The organism is Eubacterium sulci ATCC 35585 (assembly GCA_001189495.1).
Lineage (GTDB): Bacteria > Bacillota > Clostridia > Peptostreptococcales > Anaerovoracaceae > Eubacterium_B > Eubacterium_B sulci.
In genome coordinates, this window is sequence record CP012068.1 from 1666837 (window position 1) to 1688172 (window position 21336).

Consider the following 21336-nt stretch of genomic DNA (forward strand, 5'->3'; position numbering starts at 1 on the left):
CATTGGAATGTTGCAATTACAAACTTATTAGGGGATTCCATCCCGGCTTGTTAGCAATTTAGAGCAAGTTTTTTTCGCACCAATTGCTTAAATTCTCAAGGATTGGAATTAGATCGTCGCATATTGTCGTCGTCTCATACTCAACTCTCACAGGAACCTCCATATATTCGTTCCTTCTTACAAGTCCAGCTTCAGTCAGTTCTCTAAGAGCCTTGACCAAAACAGTGTTTGAAACTCCTTCCATCTTGCGACGCACCTCGTTATATCGAAGTGGACCGCTGGTGTTCAGCGTACATAGAATCTGCATCTTCCATTTGCCACCGATCACATCCATTGATTTACTCAGCGGACATGTATCTAGGCATGGGCAGCTATAGTCCGTCTCTACCACGATAACTTTCTCCTTACTAACTAATAAAAAACTGTGTTATTGCGATTTCTCTCTTTTCGATTATAATTATAGTAGGTAAGAAAAAAAGAGCAAGTAATTATAAGCTATCACAGTTTGCTCCAATTGTTATTTTTTTATCGAACCTAATTCGGTTCAAAAATAAGTTAAAATTATGCTTGCACGCAATTAAATTAATTATATTGTTAGAAAAGGCTAACTATGGGAGGACATAACATTAATGAATATCTTATTCCAAGGTCTCATGCTCGGCTTTGCGTATGTCATGCCGATTGGAGCTCAGAATATCTTTGCTATAAACACCGCTTTGACCCAGAAGCGAAGTAGAATACTAGCGACAGCTTTCATCATAGCCTTCTTTGATATAACGCTATCTATTGCCTGCTTCTTCGGTATTGGTGCTCTCATTAAACTGTCCGTTTGGATAGAGCTTGCCATACTCGGCATAGGCGCTCTAGTAGTATTTTGGATAGGACTAAGTATATTTCGATCAAAGGATACCATGTCCGAAACCAAGGATGTCAGTTTGCCTCTCACGAGGGTTATCTGGACAGCCTGCGTCGTAACCTGGTTCAATCCTCAGGCTTTGATAGATGGCTCACTTCTTCTAGGTGCTTTTCATGCATCGCTCCCAAGTGGCAAGGCCTTCTTATTTATCCTTGGAGTTTCTATCGCATCTCTAACATGGTGGTTTGGTATGACAACCATAGTATCGCTCATACGAACCAAGATAAACGATAAGATGCTAAGAGTTATAAACATAGTATGCGGCCTGATTATCATGTTCTACGGGCTCAAGCTACTAAACAGCTTCAGAATACTTGTTTTTAAGACTTTTTAGCATTTCTAACTATATCAAAAAACACAAAACCGATATGACGCTTTGAAGTGCACTTCATTTCCGCCATATCGGTTTTTATTTGCTATCGCATATTCCTAAAAGCTTTGATTAGCTTCTCTTTCCTATATATGCTCTTATGTTGCTTACATTGCTGTAAAGCTCAGCCTCTTCACCGCTCTGAACTATCAGCGTTGGTGCAGCAGATATGTTGTACTGAACTGCGATTTCAGCGCCGTCTGCCTCATCTGCAAGTATTACATCGTACTCAATTCCTGCCTGGTTAAGGTAGTTCTTTGCTGCCTGGCAATTAGGGCAAGTCTTTGTTGTTACTAGTATCACCTTTTCAGCATCTGAATTTGATTTAGGGGCTTCTACCCTGTTTGCTCTTCCTAGTGTCTGAGTTCCAACTCTTGGCATCTCCACTCCAGCCTCTTCAAGAAGGTTTCTATTGACTGAGAAAAGTTCTTCTGGCTCGTAGGTCTTTCTGTTCTCAAACTCGCTTGACTTACCGTCATTCCAGTTGCGAACTGGTCTATAGTAGCCTGTAATTCTTGAGTAAACCTCTGTTGCCTTTCCACAGTGTGGGCAAGAGAAATGTTCTCCTGCGATATATCCGTGTGATTCGCATATTGAATATGTAGGTGAAAGCGTGTAGTAAGGCAGCTTGAAGTTATATGCAATCTTCTTAACTAGGTTTGCTGCAGCCTTCCAATCTGGCATTCTCTCACCAAGGAATCCGTGGAATACAGTTCCTGATGTGTATAGAGTCTGCATCTCATCTTCCATCTCAAGTGCATCAAAGATGTCCTCTGTATAGTTAACTGGAAGATGTGTGCTGTTTGTATAATATGGAGCCTGGTCCTTGCATGCTGCTGTAATGATATCAGCGAATTCCTCTGTATCGTGCTTTGCAAATCTATAGGTTGTAGATTCAGCAGGTGTCGCCTCTAGGTTAAAGAGGTCTCCGTACATCTCCTGATAATCTGATAGTCTATCACGCATGTGGTTTAGAACCTCGATTGAGAAGTCACGACCCTCTGGCTTTGTTATATCGCTATCTATCCACTTAGCATTTAGGATGGTCTCGTTCATTCCAACAAGTCCAATTGTTGAGAAGTGGTTGTTGAAAGCACCTAGGTAGCGCTTTGTGTATGGATATAGACCTTCCTCAAGAAGTCTGTTGATTACCTTACGCTTTGTGTCGAGTGAGCGAGCTGCGATATCCATGTACTTATCGAGCATGCTGTAGAATTCTTCCTTTGTTGATGAGAGGTAAGCTATTCTTGGTAGGTTTAGCGTTACTACACCGATAGAGCCTGTGCTCTCTCCTGATCCAAAGAATCCGCCACCCTTCTTTCTTAGCTCTCTAAGGTCGAGACGAAGTCTGCAACACATTGATCTTACATCTGATGGGTTCATGTCTGAGTTGATGTAGTTTGAGAAGTATGGAGTACCGTACTTTGCTGTCATCTCAAAGAGAAGCTTGTTGTTTTCTGTCTCGCTCCAGTCGAAGTCCTTGGTTATTGAATATGTAGGGATTGGATACTGGAAGCCACGTCCGTTAGCATCGCCCTCTATCATGATTTCGATGAAAGCCCTGTTAACCATGTCCATCTCAGCCTTACAATCGCCATATGTGAAATCCATCTCCTTGCCACCAACGAGAGCAGGCATGTTAATCATGTCTTCTGGAACTGTCCAGTCCAGTGTTACGTTAGTGAACGGTGCCTGAGTTCCCCATCTTGATGGAGTATTTACACCGTAGATGAATGACTGTATTGACTGCTTTACGTCCTTGTATGATAGATTGTCTACCTTAACAAAAGGAGCTAGATATGTATCAAATGATGAGAAAGCCTGAGCTCCTGCCCATTCATTCTGCATGATTCCTAGGAAGTTTACCATCTGATTGCAAAGTGTTGTAAGATGCTTTGCTGGCGCAGATGTAATTCTGTCTGGAACTCCACCTAGACCTTCCTGTATAAGCTGTTTAAGGCTCCATCCTGCGCAGTAGCCTGTTAGCATTGAAAGGTCGTGAATGTGCATGAAGCAGTTTCTGTGAGCATCTGCAACATCCTCATCATAAACCTCTGAAAGCCAGTAGTTAGCTGTTACAGCACCTGAGTTTGAAAGAATGAGTCCACCAACGCTAAGAGTTACAGTTGAGTTTTCCTTAACACGCCAGTCCTTCTCAGTTCCGATATATCCATCTATAAGTTTTTTGTAGTCCAGCAGAGTATCCTTTGTCTCTCGCACATTAGCGTGCTGACGTCTGTATAGGATGTACGCCTTTGCGGTCTTAGCATATCCGCAGTTCATCAAAGCGGACTCAACCTCATCCTGGATTTCCTCTACCGTTGCAGCATCGAGCTTGCGTCCGTTAAGCGTGGTTGTGACGATTAGACAAATAGCTCTCGATACTGACGAAATATCCCTTGCGTCAAGTTCATCCGTCGCCATAAAGGCCTTTGCGACCGCATTCTCAATCTTGGTTGGGTCAAAAGCAACCGCCGTTCCATCTCTTCTGATTACATTGTTCATCCTATCCCTCCGCTTAACACATACATAGATTAAATAACTTGATAAAGCCCTCTCGGCTTTCTAAAGTACAAATTCATCGTTAAAGCTTATAATTTCGCCAGCATCTAGACTCTTTCTCACATCTATGAGCCTCTGATTGCTGCTGCCTCGCCAGATATGTTCCTCGCTCTTCAGTGACTCGATAAATCTTCCGTCTACCATCACATCTATAAAGTCCAAAACCTCTCGCGCAGCCTCGCCTGCCTTGCCACTTACTACCTCATCAAAAGTGAATCCGCTATATAGCCAGATGTCTAATCCACTAGATTTTAGTGCCTCTGCTATATCTCTGCACTGCTCAGCCTGCAAAAGAGGATCTCCGCCTGAAAGCGTAACTCCGTCGATATACTTTGTTGCCAAAATGTCATCAATGAGCTCTTTAACTGAAATTTCTTCACCGCCACCTAAATCATGCGTCTCTGGATTATGGCATCCCTTACAGCCATGCTCACAGCCTTGCATGAACACCGTATACCTTACTCCAGGCCCATTTACGGTGGTGTGTTTCTTGACTCCAGCTATAGAAACGCTCTCTTTCTTACTCTTCATAGAAAGCCCCCTATCTTGCTTGCTCATTCATTATAATATCTATATATAGTATAGTCAAGATGGATTTACTCCAATATATTGTTTATTTTATAGTCCAAAGTCCCTTATCTTCCACATAGGATTTTGCCATTTTCATCTAGTCCAATCACGCTAACCCCGTCCTTATGCAGCTTTTCGAGGACTCTAATCTTCTCGGAGTCTATGCGTTCTCCTGGAACGATAATCGGAATACCTGGTGGATATGGAATCAGTGCTTGAGCAGAAATTTTACCATCGCACTCTCTAGCTACTAGCCTTTCAGTCTCACTTGGGACATCAGAGATTTCGCCATGCCTATATAGCTCTTCCATCAAAACGATTTCATCCTCTTCACGGCTCACGCTGTTCCTACCGCTTTCGCAAGCCTGCTCAGCTATTTCATTAAGCGCTGATATTAAAAGCTCATAATCCTTCCTCTTGCTTCCAATTCCACTCATTGCCATGACAAAACGAGAATCTGAAAGCTCACAGAATATGCCCCTTTCTCTCAAAAGAGCATCAAGTTCATATCCGCTTATTCCAATCTCACTAAGACCAAAGACCAGCTTTGTTCGATCAAGCAGCTCCATCTCAAGAAGCTCCAGCCCCTGGATTTTTCTTAGCTCCTCATATGCATAGTCAAGGTCAGCCTGCCACTCTTTAAATAATGCATCTCCATACTCCTCGATTATCCTCGCATTCAAATCTAGCGATGCCATCAAAATATATGAAGGACTGCTGCTCTGCAGAATCTGCAAATTATTAGCAATTGTATCTACATCCACCCTATCGCTACAAACGAGCAGTATTGCTGTCTGTGTAAATGAAGCGAGCGTCTTATGCGTGCTAAGTATAGCTATATCTGCACCACTTGCTTCGGCTGCAAGCTTCTGGGCTTTGCTGTGCTGATTCTTTATATCGCCCCTGAATGGCGCTATCTTATCCATAAAAGCTAGGTGTGCTCCGTGGGCCTCATCTACAATTAGGATTTTCCCATGCGCATGCACTATTTCGGATATCTTTTCTATATCGCTGCAAACTCCGTAGTAGTTTGGGCTAGTTATGAGAACAGCCTTGGCTTCAGGGTGCTTTATCAGAGCTTCTTCAATATGGCTTGCGCTCACCTCGCCTGCAAGTCCATAGTCCTTTAATGTTTCAGGTGCAACAAAGACCGCCTTTCCGACGCTCAGCATCAAAGCATTGTAGACAGACTTGTGACAGTTTGATGCCATAATCAAAGTATCTCCCTTTGATATGACACTTAATACAGATGCTAGGATGCCTGCACTGCTTCCGCCAACTAGCATAAATGCTTGTTTCGCAGCATACATCGCTTTATAGCGATTCATGACCTCCCGCAAAATGCTCTCCGCCTTGAATAGATTATCAGCTCCATCAATCTCTGTCAGATCTCCGTCTATCATTAAATCTACGAAGTCCTCATAGCCATTTTCTTTAAAGAAGGCTTTCCCCTTGTGTCCAGGCATGTGAAAGCTAGCGTGCTCCCTGTCGCGATGCGCTTTGATGAATTCAATTAGTCCCTTTGATTCTCTTTGCTTATCCATTTTTTCTCCCATAAAATCAATGACCCACAGCCCAAGCAATTCCACACTTAAGCCGTAGGTCATGTAAAATCTTCAAGGCTTTATTAAAGTTAAAGCAGCGGGCTTAGCGCTCGCAAAACTCCGTCAAACAAAAGTCCAAAGAAGCTTGTCTTGCAGTTTTCCTCTAGTATCTGAGTACACCTTCCTATTGTCCTGTTAAAATCCTCTTTGATGTCCCTCAAAGCACTGCATCCCACCATAAAGGTTCCACACTCAAAGTGAAGGTAGAGGCTTCTGTAGTCGAGATTTATCGTTCCTACCACTGCAAGCTTATCATCTGAGAGGAAGTTCTTAGCATGAACAAATCCCTCCTTGTATTCGTAGATTTTTACACCTGCTCTAATTAGAGGCAAATAGTAAGAACGCGTAAGCCTGAAAATTATCTTTTTGTCTGGTATTCCCGGAGTTATAAGTCTTACGTCTACGCCTCTTTTTGATGCGAGCTTAAGTGCTGTGATCATTTCGTTATCTAGAATAAGATATGGCGTATAGATATACACATAGTCCTCAGCCTGATTGATTATCTCAAGGTAAACATTTTCGCCTAGGTTTTCATCATCAAGTGGTGTATCAGAAAACGGCTGCACGATTCCGTCGCTATCAAATGGCTGTGGATGATGCACATGTGGTCTAAATTTACTGTAATCCTCCTCTGTCGGAATAAAGGAATTCCATATATTTAGGAACATAACGGTGAAGTTCCAAACAGCCATGCCTTCTAGCCTTATTCCCGTATCCTTCCAATGCCCGAAGTACTGCACCTTGTTTATGTATTCATCTGCTAAGTTGTACCCACCTGAGTGTGCAATATATCCATCTATTACAGTGATTTTTCTGTGGTCTCTGTTGTTATATACCAGCGATAGCAATGGGCGAAGCGGATTGAATACGTGAACTCTTATTCCGGCATGCTCTAGTTTTGATGCAAAATTCAGCGGCAATTTACTTATACAGCCTATGTCGTCGTACATAACTCTTACATCTACACCCTCTGCGACCTTTTCCTGGAGTATATCAAAGATAGAATCCCACATGTATCCCTCTTCTATTATGAAGTACTCCATGAAAATATAGTGTTTGGCACGCTTTAGATCCTCTAACATATCGACAAAAGCCTTATCCCCAAGGTCGTAGTACTTAGTCCTTGTGCCCGTCCAAGCTGGATATGGACCATAATCTCCTATGTATTTGATTGTATCTGCGAGTCTATCGCTATATAGCTCTGACAGGCAGTTCTCCTGCTTTACATCATCTCTATGTCTTGCCCTTGTCGGTTCGATTTTGTTTTTGATTCTCTTTGATGGCCTCTTATTACCAAAGAACCAGTACATAGCCGTTCCCAAAATAGGCATAATGCATATTATCATAATCCAGCCTAGCTTGTAGGCCGAGCTTTCATCTCTATATATGATAAATAGGGCTACCATTATAGCAAAGATGTTAAACACTAGCGTGATGCTTCTAGAGTAGTCACCTAACCTCATCACCATAAGAGCCATCCATGCAAACTGAATGAGTATCAAAATTCCCATTATGGTCATGCGGCTGAACACCCTGCCGAATAAACTTTTTATAAATCTCATATCCTATTGTCCTATTACATAGCTTCAAAAACTAAAAGTCCGGAAGTCCGGACTCTTAGAAAGAAAACTATTTTTTGATAACATCAACGCCCATGTATTTTCTCAATGCTTCCGGTATTACAATGCTTCCGTCAGCCTGCTGGAAATTCTCCATGATAGCTGCTACGGTTCTTCCGACTGCAAGACCTGAACCGTTCAAAGTATGAACGAACTCTGGTTTTTCCTTTCCTCTGCGGAATCTGATATTCGCACGTCTTGCCTGGTAATCCTCAAAGTTACTGCATGAAGAAATCTCAACATATCTTCCGTAGCTTGGCATCCAAACCTCAATATCGTATGTCATAGCTGATGAGAAACCTAGGTCTCCTGAGCTTAGTCTTACAACTCTATATGGGATTCCAAGACGCTTTAGAACTTCCTCTGCATCAGCAGTAAGCTTCTCTAGCTCGTCGTAAGAAGTCTCTGGATCTACGAACTTAACGAGCTCAACCTTGTTGAACTGGTGCTGGCGTATAAGACCTCTAGTATCTCTACCTGCAGAACCCGCCTCAGCTCTAAAGCAAGGTGTGTACGCTGTGTAGTAAACTGGAAGCTCTGCCTCGTCCATTATTTCGTTTGCTCTTAGGTTTGTAACCGGAACCTCTGCAGTCGGAATTAGGAAGAAGTCCTTCTGCGGAATGTAGAACATATCCTCCTCAAACTTAGGAAGCTGTCCTGTTCCTGTCATCGCATCTCTATTTACCATGAAAGGAGGAAGAATCTCCGTATATGGCTGCTCCATTGTGTGAAGGTCAAGCATGAACTGAATACACGCTCTCTCAAGTCTAGCGCCAAGACCCTTGTAAACAGTGAATCTTGTTCCACTGATTTTACTTGCGCGACCAAAGTCTAGAATATCTAGATCCTCACCTATATCCCAGTGTGCCTTAGGCTCAAAATCGAATTCCTTAGGCTCCATAAACTTTCTAATCTCTACATTATCACTGTCATCGTTTCCGAACTGAACATCCTTATATGGAGTGTTTGGAACGTTTAGTAGAGCGCTTTTTAGCTCAGCTTCGATTTCTGAAAGTTCAGCATCAAGAGCTTTGATCTCATCTGAAAGAACCTTCATCTCAGCCATGATTTCGGTTGTGTCCTCACCAGCCTTCTTTAGCTTAGGAATCTCTCTTGAAACTGTGTTCTGCTTATTCTTCTTTACCTCAACATCAGCTAGGAGGCTTCTTCTCTTCTCATCTAGTTCCTTGACCTTTGAGATTCCAAAGTCACCCTTACCTCTAAACTCGACGCGGCTCTTAACACCTTCGTAATCTTCTCTTATCTTCTTAATATCTAGCATCTGTCTCACCTCTATAAAATATTCTTCTTGTACCTAGTGTATAGGCTTATCAAAGTTGCTACCTTTTTTTGTATCAGCTTCTGCATCTCAGATGCCTCGCTGTAGTTTCCATCATCAAGTGCGTCCTTTGCTCTTGTGAGAATGGATTTCTCGGTAATGGTGTCTTTTCCTAGCTCATGTCTAAGCTTGTCTATTTCTATCCAGTTCTTCACATCAAAATCAGAAAAATCATCATCTGAGTGAAGCTTTACACAGCTTCTAATCAAAGCCATGTTCTGTGGAATAACTCTATCGTGAAGCTCTGTCTTCCACTGTGAGATTACCTGCTCTCTATAGGAATCAAGGACCTTCTGCTTCATCACATCGCCAGCCTTGAAGATTTCTAGCTTCTCAGGGTAGTGGTCAAAAGCCTGCATGTTTTCCCAAACCGTAGCCGGCGCATGTCCAAAGAGCTTTGCTCTTTCTTCTTCAGTGTAGTCTTCAAAGACTTCCTTCTCGCTTCGGTACTCTCTATCTGTATCTAGGTAGAAGTCCTCATCGCCGTAAGCCTTTGATATAGACTTCTCAAGCTCTGCTGGAGTCTTCTCTGCATCTAGCACATGCTTTATTCCATCTATCATAGCCATGTGGCTTGCCGCAAGCACTAGATATGTGTTGCTCTTAGGGTTTGGCGCTCTAAGCTCAAATCTCGTTGCCAGCGGATTATTCATATCCCTGATAAGTCCTACGAGAACCGTTCTGTTTCTGGAAGGCTCCATCGGAGATCGTCCTAGAGAAGTAACTATACAAACAGGAGCTTCATATCCTGGTTTTAATCTTTTCAAAGAGTCAATGCTTGAGCTTACGAATGGATTAACAACCTCGTAGTTCTTTAGCAGACCCATCAAAGCGCCGTATCCGATAGGATTTAGGAACTCAGCCCTCATATCCTTAGGTGCGAATACACTTGTCATCTTACCATTCTTTAGCTTTGCTGCAAGTCCTAGGTGAGTATGTTCACCGCTTCCTGCCACTCCATCAAAAGGTTTAGCCATGAAGGTTACATCAAGTCCATGCAAGGTAAAAATATCTCTAACAATATACTTAACATGGTTTTCATTATCTGCAGCCTGCATAGCATCTGTATATGCCCAGTCAATCTCTAGCTGCTCCATAACGTGGTCGTAGTGACCGGAGTTACCCATCTGAGCCTTAACTCCTCCGACCTCCTTATGTCCCATCTCTACTCCAAAGCCATACTTATCTAGAATCATCAAAGTTTCCTCAAGCGCAGTTCTGACCTCGCCGTAGGTTCTCTTCCAGTACTGCTCCTTGAGTACCTGAGCAGTAAAGAGCTGCTCTCTATCGCCCTTATCGTCTGGCGTCTTTACCCAAAACTCTAGCTCAGTTGCACTTGTTATTACGAATTCCTCGATATCATCCATGCTATCTGCACCATCAATGTAATCAAATACATATGGATGCTCAATTAAAGACTTCTTAAGTTCTGATTTAAAATGCTTTAGTGCATCTCTAAGCATTACTCTTGATCCGCACTCGAAATTCTCGTTGTGCAAGAGGTAGGATGGAATTCTCAGAGTTCCGACAGGAAGCTCTAGCTTTCTATCGATGTTTCTGAAGTTATAGTCTACGTACCAGTTGCAATCTAGGTCAGGAATAATATCGACCTTTGCGTTGTTTAGCACTGCTATGTGCGGAAGCGCTACCGATGAACCATCAGTCTGAACTCCGTGCTCTAGCAGCTTGTCCATGTCCTTTATGAAAAGCTCTACGGGTATCTTCTCGTCTGTATCGTGTCCACCGATATCGATACCTACAAGTGATACGAATTGAACCTCAGGATGGGCATTCAAAACCTTAATAATATTTTCCTTTGAGTGTTCGCCCTTTGGGATCGTAAAGAGCATTTTATCTACATCGAATCCCAGCATATATTTCCTCCTGAATTTTCGAGTTGTTTAGTATATCAAAATTAATTATTTGCTTTTCTTGCTATCGCTAGCATTATTATCTGAGCTATCCTGGAGGTCCTTAAGCGCCTTCTCTAGCTCTGTCATCTTCTCACCGTAAGTCTTCCAGTCGCCGCTCTTAAGTGCTTCCTGAGCCTCTTGGTACGCGCCGTTAGCCTTCTGGATATAGTCCTTTACGCTCTGCTTTTCGCTTTCGCTCTTAGGTTCTGGATCATTACTACTGATTTCGCCTTCTCCAAATAGACTTTCTAGCGCAGCTTCAAGAGTAGGCTCATATGCGATCTTATCCTCGTAGGCTACGATTACCCTCTTAACCTCTGGAATAGCAGAATTGGATGCCTCAAGATATATAGGCTCTATGTATAGCAGCGAGTTATTGATTGGAACCACAAACAGGCTTCCTCTGCTGTATGTTGAACCAGCTTGACTCCATAGTGAAAAGTCCTGAGAAATCTTAGTGTTCTGGTCTATCTGTGCCTCTATCTGCATAGGTCCGTAAATTGTCCTATTCTTAGGGAACCTGTAAAGCATTAGTTTTCCATAGTTTTTGCCATCGTTTCTCGTCATCAAAATACCGGTCATATTCTGCTTAGACTTTGGCGAATATGGAAGCATGCTCACAAATTCGGCCTTTTCCTCACCAGGAATTCTAGTAACTAGGTAGTTAGGCTCTGTCTTTCTCTCGCGAGTTCCGTAGATTTCGTGAGAAACCTCCCAAAGGTCCTCGTTTTGATAGAATACTTTGACGTCGTTCATGTGATACCTGCCGTAAACATCTGCCTGAATCTTAAAGAGCGAATGTGGATATCTGACATGCGACTTCAGAGATGCTGGCATTTCGTCAATATCCTTGAAGAGCTTAGGGAACATCTTCTTGTATGTCATTGCTATCGGATCGTTCTTGTCAGTGATGTAGTATTTCACATCGCCGTTATAAGCATCAACAACGACCTTGATTGAGTTTCTGATATAATTTGTATTTCCTTCATCCTTGCTATAAGGCTCTGAATATGGATAGAGCGAGCTTGTCGTGTAAGCATCTATCATCCAGTAAATTTTACCATCAACAGCTACTCCATACGGATCATCTTCATAGCTCAGATAAGGCATTATCTTCTTTACCCTCTCCTCGATATTTCTGTTGATGATGATTCTAGATTCACTGTTTATATTGGAGGAAACCAGAAGCTTAAAGCTTCCTTCTCTCACCGCAAACATCAGCCTCTTCAGCGGCGTCAGCTTGATTCCGGCACTTCCCTTGTATCTCGTGTACTTATTGGACTGACCATCTGGATAATCGAACTCATCCTCATTTGTGTTTATGACAATATAGTCTCTTGAAAGCTCTCCGAAATAGATTTCTGGTCTTTTGATACTAATTTCCTTGGCACTGCTTTTAGGTGGTATGTCCTTGACTACAACATCTGGCTGTCCACTAGCAGTAATCTTGTTAACCCTTGATACTGCAAGACCGTATCCGTGCGTATACTTGATATGTCTGTTGAGCCAGGTATCGTTTATCTTCTTCTCATCGATTTCTCTGACTGAAAGATAGGTCTGAGCATACTCACCGTTCAGATAATATCTATCTACGTCAGTATCATTAAACTTATAGTACTGCCTGATGCTCTGAGTCTGATTGTAGAATTTCTCCACAGGCTCGTAGTCGTTAATTCTTATGTTTCCGACCGTCTCGTCGTTGTTTGCTATCGCACTAGCATCAAGATCATTTGATGCAGCAAAGTCTCTGACATCGACCTTATCAGTCGCATATGCATACTGAGTAAACTCGATATTTCTTGCTAGATACTTTGATTCCTTGTTTATTTCGTCAGGTGCAACGATTACATTCTGAACTAGAATCTCAGCACCGCTTCCAATCAAAATCACAACGAGCATGATTATCGGAATCAAAACAATCTGCTTCATCATCTTCTTTGCAATGAATAAGGCTATCGTAAGTGCGCCTAGAACACAAAGCACAATCAAAACTCTATAAATCCAAAGAGTAACATTTACATCTGTGTAACCTGCTCCATACACAACGCCTGTGTGCTTATGGAGTAAATCAAACTGCTTTAGCAGGAAGTGGAAAGCTAGCATTACGTAGAAAATGATTCCAAGAATAGATAGCTTGCCCGATGCGATGTGGAGAAGCTGTTCCATATTTGACTTAGAAACCCTGCGGTCAGCCTTGTTTCTTACATTCTGCATTCTCGCATTTCGCTTGTTAGGATCAAAGATATTTGCAAATATCTTGCCTGCCTGTGTATTCTCTCCAAACGGATTAACGAAAGGTCTACTCGAATATCCTGCTCCAGCACCAGCATCCTCACCAGCTTGCGCACCCGAATATCTTCCATCTTCTATAGGCTCAGCCTCATCTTCTTCTAAAGCATCTGGGCTGTGCATTATTATCAAAACTGCATAGTAAAAAATCGTTGCAATTACAAATAATACGACTATCCCTAAAAGCATGGTGTTAAGCCCATTTAGGAACTCGTACTTAAAAACGTAAAACGATATATCAAGCCCAAAGAGCGGATCCTTCTTGCCGAAGCTTGTGCTCTTAAGGAACTTGAGAAATTCAAACCAAAGTCCGCCCACAACATACTTGGTAACCCATCCTGAGAAAAGAACAGAAACCAGCAAAGTAATTATGCCAAGCCTCTTTTGGTTAGTTGCTTCGTGTGAGATTATCTTCTTGAAATAGCCTCTACGAAGTCCTGTCAAATACAGGTACATAAGGCCACTGAGCACCACAAACATAGGTATGCCAAACTTCAGCTGAGTGGTCAGCTTCTTCAGAAATACACTCACGTATCCTAGTTCATCAAACCACATCCAGTCAGTGAAGAAGTTAATAAGCGAAAAGAAGCCCCATAGTATAAAAGACACTGCGACTAAAATTGCTATATTCCTAGCTCTTCTCTCTTTCTTAGGCTTTACATTTACTACGTTCTTTGGTTTTGCTGCCATCAAAAGTTACTCCCACAAATTTATCAAAATAATTAGTTGCTCATCAAAAGCGATTACTCAGCATCAGTAGCTGCAGTAACCTTAAGCTCTTTCCCCTTGTTTAAGATTGAAAGGATCTTTGTTTCTGTGCTAGTGTCTGATGAATTAGCCTTTCCCTCAGTAATCTGCAAAATTACATAGTAGTTGCTGCCGCTATTCTTGATTTCGCCGATTTTGATATTTTTAATCTGCTGTTCTTCATCACCTTCAGCTATAGCCTTAACATGTCCATAAAGCTCTGAATCTTCATTGATAAGCTTTAGAACATCGTCAGAACCACTATTCACCTTATCTGTAAGCCCTGAATAATATCCAAGTGAAAGGTTAACGATTGCTTCGCTGAATAGCTTTCCGCCAGAGAACTCTCCATCCTTGAATTTCTTCGCATTCTTTAGTTCACTGATGCCGTAGTCCTTTGATGTATCGAACTTTAACTTGCTGTCATACTGAACCTTGCCTATGTTCACATAGTTCTTCTTTGCCGCTGCAACTACATCCTCCATGGACTTAGTCTTCTCAGCTTTCTCTTCAGATTTCTTATCATCCTTGGAGTTGTCACTGCTTCCTGAGAACTTTTCTGTCACCCATGAGATTCCCTGTGAAATCTTATTAGCAGGTGCAGATCCCTTAGCAAATACTAAAATGCCCGAGCAGATTACAGCTATCGCAAGTATAACTATAATTATATCTAAAACGATTATCTTCCATCGTCCTGTCTTCTGTTCATTCCCTGAATCACTATCATGGACATCGTCGTTAGCAAAGATATCGCTGTAATGAAGCTTAGTTTCTTTACTATCTTCATCTCCGCTTGCATCTTCCTCCTTCTTCTCCTCATCACTGGGGGGATTCCCACTTTCTGGTTTGCTAGGAGTTTCTTCAGCCTCTGCTTCTTCGGTATCGTCATAGGTATCTTCAGCCTCAGCCTCTTCAGCTTTTTCAACTTCTTCTGCTTGAGCTTGAGTCTCAACTACACATGCTTCTTCTGCATCTTCGCTAGAAATATCACATGCTACTTCATCTTCAGCTTCACATGCGCATGCTTCTTCCTGAATAGCAGGCTCTTCTACTTCTTGAACAGCTTCCTCATCTTCTTCAGTAGCTTCTTCGGTCTCTTCTACTTCTTCAAATTCTGATTCAGTCTCTACATCCGTCTCTTCAGTTTCAGGGGCTTCCTCGGTTTCTACTTCTGTATCTTGAGCCTCTTCAGTATTCTCTGTATCATTAACTGCTTCAGCTTCTGCTTCTTCAACTTCAGTTGCTTCAACTTCTGATTCCACTGCCACTTCAACAGGAGCTTCGGTTTCTTCAGTCACTTCTACTGTTTCTTCAGCTTCCTCAACTGGTTCCTCAAGAGGTTCCTTTGACCAAGTAGCTCTTGCCTGCTCTAGCTTTTCTTCCTTATTTGCGATTATAGCTTCAGCCTCGCTATCCTCACGGATTCTGTTACGAAGTCTCTCGTACTCTTGGTCGAGAAGAGCCTGGAATTCTTCGTTCTTTTGGTTAAAAGTGTAGAACTTATCTATGCTCTTTCTTGGCGATGATGCCGCAGCAATGCCAGCCGCAAGAGCCTCATCTATGTCGACTAAGTCCTTGACTTCCTCGTGGTCCTCTGAAACCTCAACAGGAATATCAAGCTCAGCTTTTTCCTCTACCTTAGGAATAATGCTTTCGAATCTATCAGCCTTCTCTACACGCGTAGTGCTTCCTAGTTCCCAGTTGAATGAAATCTCAGAAGCATCCTTAGCATTGTCTTCGTTCTGAATTCTGTCAAAAAGCTCATTCTCAGTCATGATTGTCTCTGTGAATGACTTCTCCTCGATGTCCTTACGCTTCTTCTCTTCTAGAACAGTGTTCCAATTGAAGTCAACATCTTCAGTCTTAGCCTTGTCCTCATCTGGGTATCCGTCAAGATCCCAATTAAAAGCGCCGAAGTCAAAGTTCTTCTTCGGCTTAGGTTCATCTTCTGCGAATCCTATGTTTATCTCTGAGACATCGATTTTGGTTCCGCAATTTCCACAGAACTTATCTCCATCAGCTAATCTTTTTCCACACTTTTTGCAATACATCATTACCTCCCGCACCTTGGCAGTTTACTTTATTTGCTTGCTCAAAAACTCTTCGGTATACACATTGCCATGCTTGTCCGTTCCACATTCTCTGCTTGCGAATTTCTTGGAAACTTCGCCGTCCTCTGCGCAGTGCACATCTCCGTCCCTATTCTTTATCAAAAGGTTCTCAAGTACATTCTCGAACCGTTTATCCTCTCCAAAGCCAGTCTCAAGTTCCAGCTTCTCCTCAGAAGCTTCTGCCTCTATCAAAGCTGATTCATTAGCCGTCTCCTCAACAGCCACCTCAGGCGCTTGCTCGGCCTTAAGGTCAGTTGTCTCTGTCTTATCTTCTACCTTCACCATATCACAGCTATTATCAGGCTCAGCCTTCTTTGCCGTCTCACCACTAGAAGCCAGACTTCCCTCTATCAAAACCTCTTGCTTCTGGTTAATCTCCTTAACTGTGCTATCAATGTCAGTCACAGTTACTTTAATCTCGGATAGTACATCCTTTCGCCTCAATGCGCTGATGATTAACTTGATTAATCCAATCAAAACAATCAATGCCAAAAGTGATAGAAGTGCTATCTCGATTTGGTATTGATACTTGATGATTATTGCGCCAATTTTTCCTATAGCATTCATGCGCTATCCTCCTAAAGATATTCTGTTCTATTATACTATAAATAGGGTGTTTTTGCAATTCTGATTGCGACGATTTGACAAGATATTTGCCCCTTTTGATAGACCCTAACCAGCTCCTCTCAAAAAAATAAAAAGCACAAGAAAATCGCCTGCAGAACAGGCGATTTCTCTAGATTGAATTTTATATGATTTGATATTTTATTAGAGGATTAAGCGAGTCCAAGATTTGCGCCTAATTCCTTGCATGTCTCAAGACCTGCATCGTCTGGAGCATCGTTGATCATTAGGCCTTCTCCACCTATAATCTGTGCTCCTGCAGCTTCCATTCTGTCTTTCCAGTCACGCATCCACTGGCCGTCTCCCCAGCCGTATGAACCGAAGATAACAATCTTCTTTCCACCTACGAACTGCTCAACTTCTTCGATGAATGGCTCAAACTCAGTCTCTTCAAGAACTTCATCTCCCATAGCAGGGCATCCAAGCGCGAATCCTTCTAGATCCTTAAGATCGCTAGCTGATACCTCTGAAACAGTCTTTACACATGAATCTTCACATGTGCTCTTTAGACCTTCGCCTATAGCCTTTGCCATTGCTTCTGTGTTTCCAGTCTGTGACCAGTATACTACCATTGACTTCTTCATAATTTTCCTCCTACTGTACAATTTGAAGCTTGTTCAAGTTTTGTTTTTTAATATCTGAAGCGGAATCGAGAAGCTCAAGTATGTCTCGTTTTCCGAAGATCAGTCTTATCGCATCTTCCTTTGCTCTATCAAAGGTTTTAAACAGTCTATTCGCTCTTTCTATATCGCTATAAACCTTCCAGTATCCGCAAAGCAGAAAGTCTCTACCATCGTTTTCAATAAAACCGACAACATCCTCAGTTGGAAAACCCAAAAGCAAACCAAGTTCATGCGGAAAATCAATTTCCTTACGGCAATACTGACGGTAACGCTTGCTAACTGTACTCAAAATATTTTTAATGTCCAAATCAAAATATCCGAAGTCCCCTAGGAGCTTGCGAACATCATCCTGATTTAGCCAATCTATAAGTTCTTCTTCTCTGTATATCAAAGCGTAGCTGTTTTCATTAAAGCTACAGAACACGAATATTTCTAATCCTGTTCCTGCAAATATCTTCTTTACCTGAGGAATCATCGCCTTTTTGACAACGATTAGGTTTGACATCTTTACCCCGGCAATGACTGGTGAACACTGAAGAGCTAACTTTGTCATAAGGTCATTCATATCAAGTCTGAATAACATTCTCTTGACTTCTTCGCACATATGCCCTCCTAGTTGAATTTATTTGTATTAGCCTATTCTCATAGCTATTTCATAAAGCACTCACTTTAATCAGTTAGTCCAGTCTAACCCTTATGGGGTTATTAGCCCGCTTCTTTTTAGGAAGCGGGCAATAATAAATGAAATATAGAGAAATCATGCAAAAACACCGGAGAAACGCTATCGCCGCCGGCATAACGGCTTGCGCGCTGAACCCTGCTTACTTGGTCCAGCATGTGTATTTGCTTATCTGTGGTTAGTTTAACCTAACTAACTCATAATGTCAACCCCTTTTTAAAAATTATTTTTCTATATTTTTTGTTTGATTTCAGCACAGACTTGTTATATTATGTAAGTAAATTTTTAGGAGGTAATCTTTATGAAGAAGAAAATCAACATGATAGTCGGATCAATAGGCGCATTTATAGGAGTATTTGTTTTCATAACCTATATACCTCAGATTATAGCAAATCTAAATGGTGTTAAAGGCCAGCCATGGCAACCATTAACCGCCGCCTTTTCTTGCCTCATTTGGGTAATATACGGCTGGACCAAGGAGCCTAAGAAGGATTACATTCTAATAATCCCTAACGCTGCAGGTGTGGTTTTAGGATTTTTAACATTTATTACTGCAATATAAACTTGAATGGATATTACACCCATTTTTATACACATCTTATTTTAACTTAATTTTTATACTTTTTACCCAAAACCTCTATGTATTGACATTATGCGCATCTATGGTATACTTGTTTTTATATAAACTAAGTTAGTTAAAACTATCTATTGGATGGAGGTAATATATGAAATCTAACGAATCAACTGAGAATTATCTCGAGGCCATATTGATTCTCAGCAAGGAACATCCTGTAGTTCGTTCTGTTGATATTGCAGATTACCTTGATTTTAAGAAGTCCAGCGTTAGCGTAGCGATGAAGAAGCTTCGCGAGAACAACGACATCGAGGTTTCCGATGAGGGATATATAACTTTGACAGAGTCAGGCTTTGCTACGGCAAGAATGATATACGAAAGACACGTGCTAATTTCAAATTGGCTAATTTCAATCGGCGTCGACGAGAAGGTTGCTAGAGAGGATGCTTGCAGAGTTGAGCACGCCCTCAGCAAGGAGAGCTTTGAGATTATCAAGGAGCATGCTAAGAATGAACATCCTGACATCTACGAGGCATCTAAGTTCGAGGTAGACAGCCCTAAGAAATAACAAGCAGAACCACCCTTACCGGGTGGTTTTTATTTTGCAATGCACAGAAAAAGGGAGATTATACAGTCTCCCTTTTGTTATATTATTTCTGTAGCTTTCTTCTATATATCATGGTTCCCATAGCGCTTACGCTCGCTAGACCCATAATCATAAGCCATGCATCAAGTCCACTGTTATCACCTGTATTTGGTGCTTTAGCTTTTACACTTGCTACATTATTCTGTGGAACGGCAGCTCCACTAGCACTTACGCTCTGAGCCGAAGTATTTTCTATCTCAACTTCTCTCATTTCACTTGCAAAGTCAGAATTCATTCCTCCATTTGCCTGCTCGTTGAATATGTAAAGCTTATCGTTTGCTTCATCAAAATCAGCAGGAAGAACAAGCTCAGCTATTCCACTTGCATTTGCGACTGCAAGCTTTCCGTAATATTTTAGATTGCCATTCTTGTCCTTAATGATTGCAGAGATAAACTCATTAGCTCCCGTCTTAGCATTCTCATAGCGAATGCTTAGTACATTTCCATTCTTTTTTGATGGCTTTAGTGCAAAATCACTTCTGTCATCATCCTTAAATGTGAACTTAATAGGGCTATTTGCATTTGTACCAGCAATAGCTCTGATGCTTGCTAGTCCGCCACCTACTGTTGCTGATTCCTTTCCTCCGTTTGCTGAAGATGTAAATAGAACCAAGCTTTTGTTTAGGCTGAAAGTAGGACGAATAATATGCTCAAAGTCTATGCGGTCAGCGCCTTGCTCACCTTCGCCCCACCCAAAAACTGATACAGTGTCGCCTAGCTCACCAGTATATGGAGATGAAACCCACCAGAAATTTTCGCCATCTATGCTTCTATTGTTCTTCAATGCCGTTGTAATATTCTCTGCTTCATCCCAAGTCAGAAGGCCTAGCCTTGATGCAGTTTTCTGTTCCTTTGAAACGAATGTACTGTTTGTTCCGCTTTGTATTTCAGATAGCTTTTGTTCTATAGTGCTTCCTTCATACTCATTTGCTCTTGTCCAGCCGGGATCTTCGTCTGATTTACCTGGATTAACTGCGAAATACCACACCTCTCCTGGATAATCTGGGTTTCCTCTATCAGGTTGAACATTCTTTGCATATCCAGGGCCTGGATTTTCCTGACCAGCACGGAATGGACTTGTGCCAAAATCAGCATCCTTAGAAAACAACTTAAGACTACCATTTTCGTCCTTGATAACATACCAGCTATACCCACCATAGTTTACTACCGTAGTAGTTTCTGGAGCATCGTTTACTGTTACATCAACTGTACCATTTTCCATCTTTGACTCTTCTGCTGCGTATACATTCTGACCCACCTTAGGAAGTATTGTCAGCGCAACTGCAAGACTCATAATAAGCATTAGACTTCTTTTCATAAGTAACTTTGTTTTTCTAGCCATTTCTTTACCTCGCTTAATTTACTTACATTAACATTTGTGTATATAAAAACATCTTGTATAAGAAAATAAGATGCGTTTGTCCCTATAAAAAAACTGTAGCTCTTAAAGCTGCAGCTTATTTATGTAAACGGAATCTGCTAATTGCTTAAGCCCAATACCCCTTTAGCCGAATCAGCATTTAGCAGATTCCACGTGTTACATTTTCTCTATTCCTAATCTATTATTGCCCTATTATAGAAGTGATGCTACGCACTTTTCTACATCTTCTAGGCTTGCTGTAGGCTCAAATCTCGCTACAACCTCACCCTTTCTATCAACAACGAACTTAGTGAAGTTCCACTTGATGTTAGCGTTGTTCTTGTAATCAGCGTCGATACTCTCTAGGATTTCATCCATCTTCTCAGCAAGCTCGCCCTCGCCAAATCCCTCAAAGCCCTTCTGGCTCTTTAGATATGTGTAAAGCGCTAGTTCATTCTCGCCATTTACATCTGACTTCTTCATCTGATCAAACTTTGTGTTGTAGTTAAGTGTGCAGAACTTGTGGATGTCATCATCGCTCTCTGGAGCCTGATCCCAGAACTGATTGCAAGGAATGTCTAAAATTACAAGTCCTTTGTCAGCGTACTTATCATACATCTTCTGAAGCGGCTCATAATGTGGTGTGAATCCACATCCTGTAGCTGTATTAACTACCAGAACTACTTTACCCTCAAAATTCTTCATTGAAACTTCTTCACCAGCTCTATTTAGAACTGAATAATCGTAAAATCCCATTTTCTTACCTCCGAATTAAACTTTGTATATTAGA

The 21336-nt window shown here is 41.7% G+C and carries 15 protein-coding genes and 2 pseudogenes; 3 read left to right on the top strand and 14 right to left on the bottom strand.

The genetic code is table 11. From position 1 onward, the window contains the following. Window positions 1–58: 58 nt before the first annotated feature. Window positions 59–394, bottom strand: a complete 336-nt coding sequence (locus tag ADJ67_07840; protein AKT47539.1) for an HxlR family transcriptional regulator — start codon at window positions 392–394, stop codon at window positions 59–61. Between the two features lie 235 nt (window positions 395–629). Between ADJ67_07840 and ADJ67_07845 the strand changes: the two genes are divergently transcribed. Then, on the top strand, window positions 630–1250 hold the full coding sequence (locus tag ADJ67_07845; GenBank protein ID AKT47540.1) for an L-lysine permease: 621 nt from the start codon (window positions 630–632) through the stop codon (window positions 1248–1250). Between the two features lie 108 nt (window positions 1251–1358). Here the strand turns inward: ADJ67_07845 and ADJ67_07850 are convergent, their stop codons facing one another. The 11 genes and pseudogenes from ADJ67_07850 to ADJ67_07900 form a co-directional block, all read right to left on the bottom strand. Further along, complete coding sequence (locus ADJ67_07850) at window positions 1359–3791, bottom strand: ribonucleoside-triphosphate reductase (GenBank protein AKT47541.1); 2433 nt, start codon at window positions 3789–3791, stop codon at window positions 1359–1361. A 60-nt stretch (window positions 3792–3851) separates the two neighbouring features. Continuing rightward, the gene (locus ADJ67_07855; GenBank protein AKT47542.1) at window positions 3852–4379 is read right to left on the bottom strand and encodes a hypothetical protein; all 528 of its coding nucleotides are present in this window, start codon (window positions 4377–4379) and stop codon (window positions 3852–3854) included. Window positions 4380–4483: 104 nt separating this feature from the next. Beyond that, window positions 4484–5809, bottom strand: a pseudogene (locus tag ADJ67_07860) (hypothetical protein). 242 nt (window positions 5810–6051) lie between these two features. Beyond that, window positions 6052–7584, bottom strand: a complete 1533-nt coding sequence (locus tag ADJ67_07865; GenBank protein AKT47543.1) for a hypothetical protein — start codon at window positions 7582–7584, stop codon at window positions 6052–6054. A gap of 67 nt (window positions 7585–7651) precedes the next feature. After that, on the bottom strand, window positions 7652–8923 hold the full coding sequence (locus tag ADJ67_07870) for a seryl-tRNA synthetase (protein ID AKT47544.1): 1272 nt from the start codon (window positions 8921–8923) through the stop codon (window positions 7652–7654). A gap of 11 nt (window positions 8924–8934) precedes the next feature. Further along, window positions 8935–10854 carry a glutamine synthetase gene (locus ADJ67_07875; protein ID AKT47545.1) on the bottom strand — a complete coding sequence of 640 codons (1920 nt, stop codon included), beginning with the start codon at window positions 10852–10854 and terminating at the stop codon, window positions 8935–8937. A 45-nt stretch (window positions 10855–10899) separates the two neighbouring features. After that, a complete protein-coding gene (locus ADJ67_07880; protein AKT47721.1) occupies window positions 10900–13791 on the bottom strand; it encodes a membrane protein in 2892 nt (963 codons plus the stop codon). Between the two features lie 896 nt (window positions 13792–14687). After that, window positions 14688–15323: pseudogene (locus ADJ67_07885) on the bottom strand (hypothetical protein). A 681-nt stretch (window positions 15324–16004) separates the two neighbouring features. After that, complete coding sequence (locus ADJ67_07890) at window positions 16005–16607, bottom strand: hypothetical protein (protein ID AKT47546.1); 603 nt, start codon at window positions 16605–16607, stop codon at window positions 16005–16007. A gap of 209 nt (window positions 16608–16816) precedes the next feature. Beyond that, entirely contained in the window at window positions 16817–17248 is a 432-nt protein-coding gene (locus ADJ67_07895; GenBank protein ID AKT47547.1) for a flavodoxin, read from the bottom strand. 10 nt (window positions 17249–17258) lie between these two features. Continuing rightward, entirely contained in the window at window positions 17259–17891 is a 633-nt protein-coding gene (locus tag ADJ67_07900; protein ID AKT47548.1) for a hypothetical protein, read from the bottom strand. 376 nt (window positions 17892–18267) lie between these two features. On the opposite strand from ADJ67_07900, the gene ADJ67_07905 reads away from it, so the two are divergent. Together ADJ67_07905 and ADJ67_07910 are read left to right on the top strand one after the other, a co-directional pair. After that, window positions 18268–18528: a membrane protein gene (locus ADJ67_07905; GenBank protein ID AKT47549.1), complete on the top strand. Its 261-nt coding sequence runs from the start codon at window positions 18268–18270 to the stop codon at window positions 18526–18528. 163 nt (window positions 18529–18691) lie between these two features. After that, the gene (locus ADJ67_07910; GenBank protein AKT47550.1) at window positions 18692–19108 is read left to right on the top strand and encodes a DNA-binding protein; all 417 of its coding nucleotides are present in this window, start codon (window positions 18692–18694) and stop codon (window positions 19106–19108) included. 82 nt (window positions 19109–19190) lie between these two features. On the opposite strand, the gene ADJ67_07915 is transcribed toward ADJ67_07910, so the two are convergent. Both ADJ67_07915 and ADJ67_07920 read right to left on the bottom strand, forming a co-directional pair. Next, window positions 19191–20528: a hypothetical protein gene (locus tag ADJ67_07915; protein ID AKT47551.1), complete on the bottom strand. Its 1338-nt coding sequence runs from the start codon at window positions 20526–20528 to the stop codon at window positions 19191–19193. Window positions 20529–20759: 231 nt separating this feature from the next. Then, a complete protein-coding gene (locus ADJ67_07920) occupies window positions 20760–21302 on the bottom strand; it encodes a glutathione peroxidase (protein AKT47552.1) in 543 nt (180 codons plus the stop codon). Between the last annotated feature and the right edge of the window lie 34 nt (window positions 21303–21336).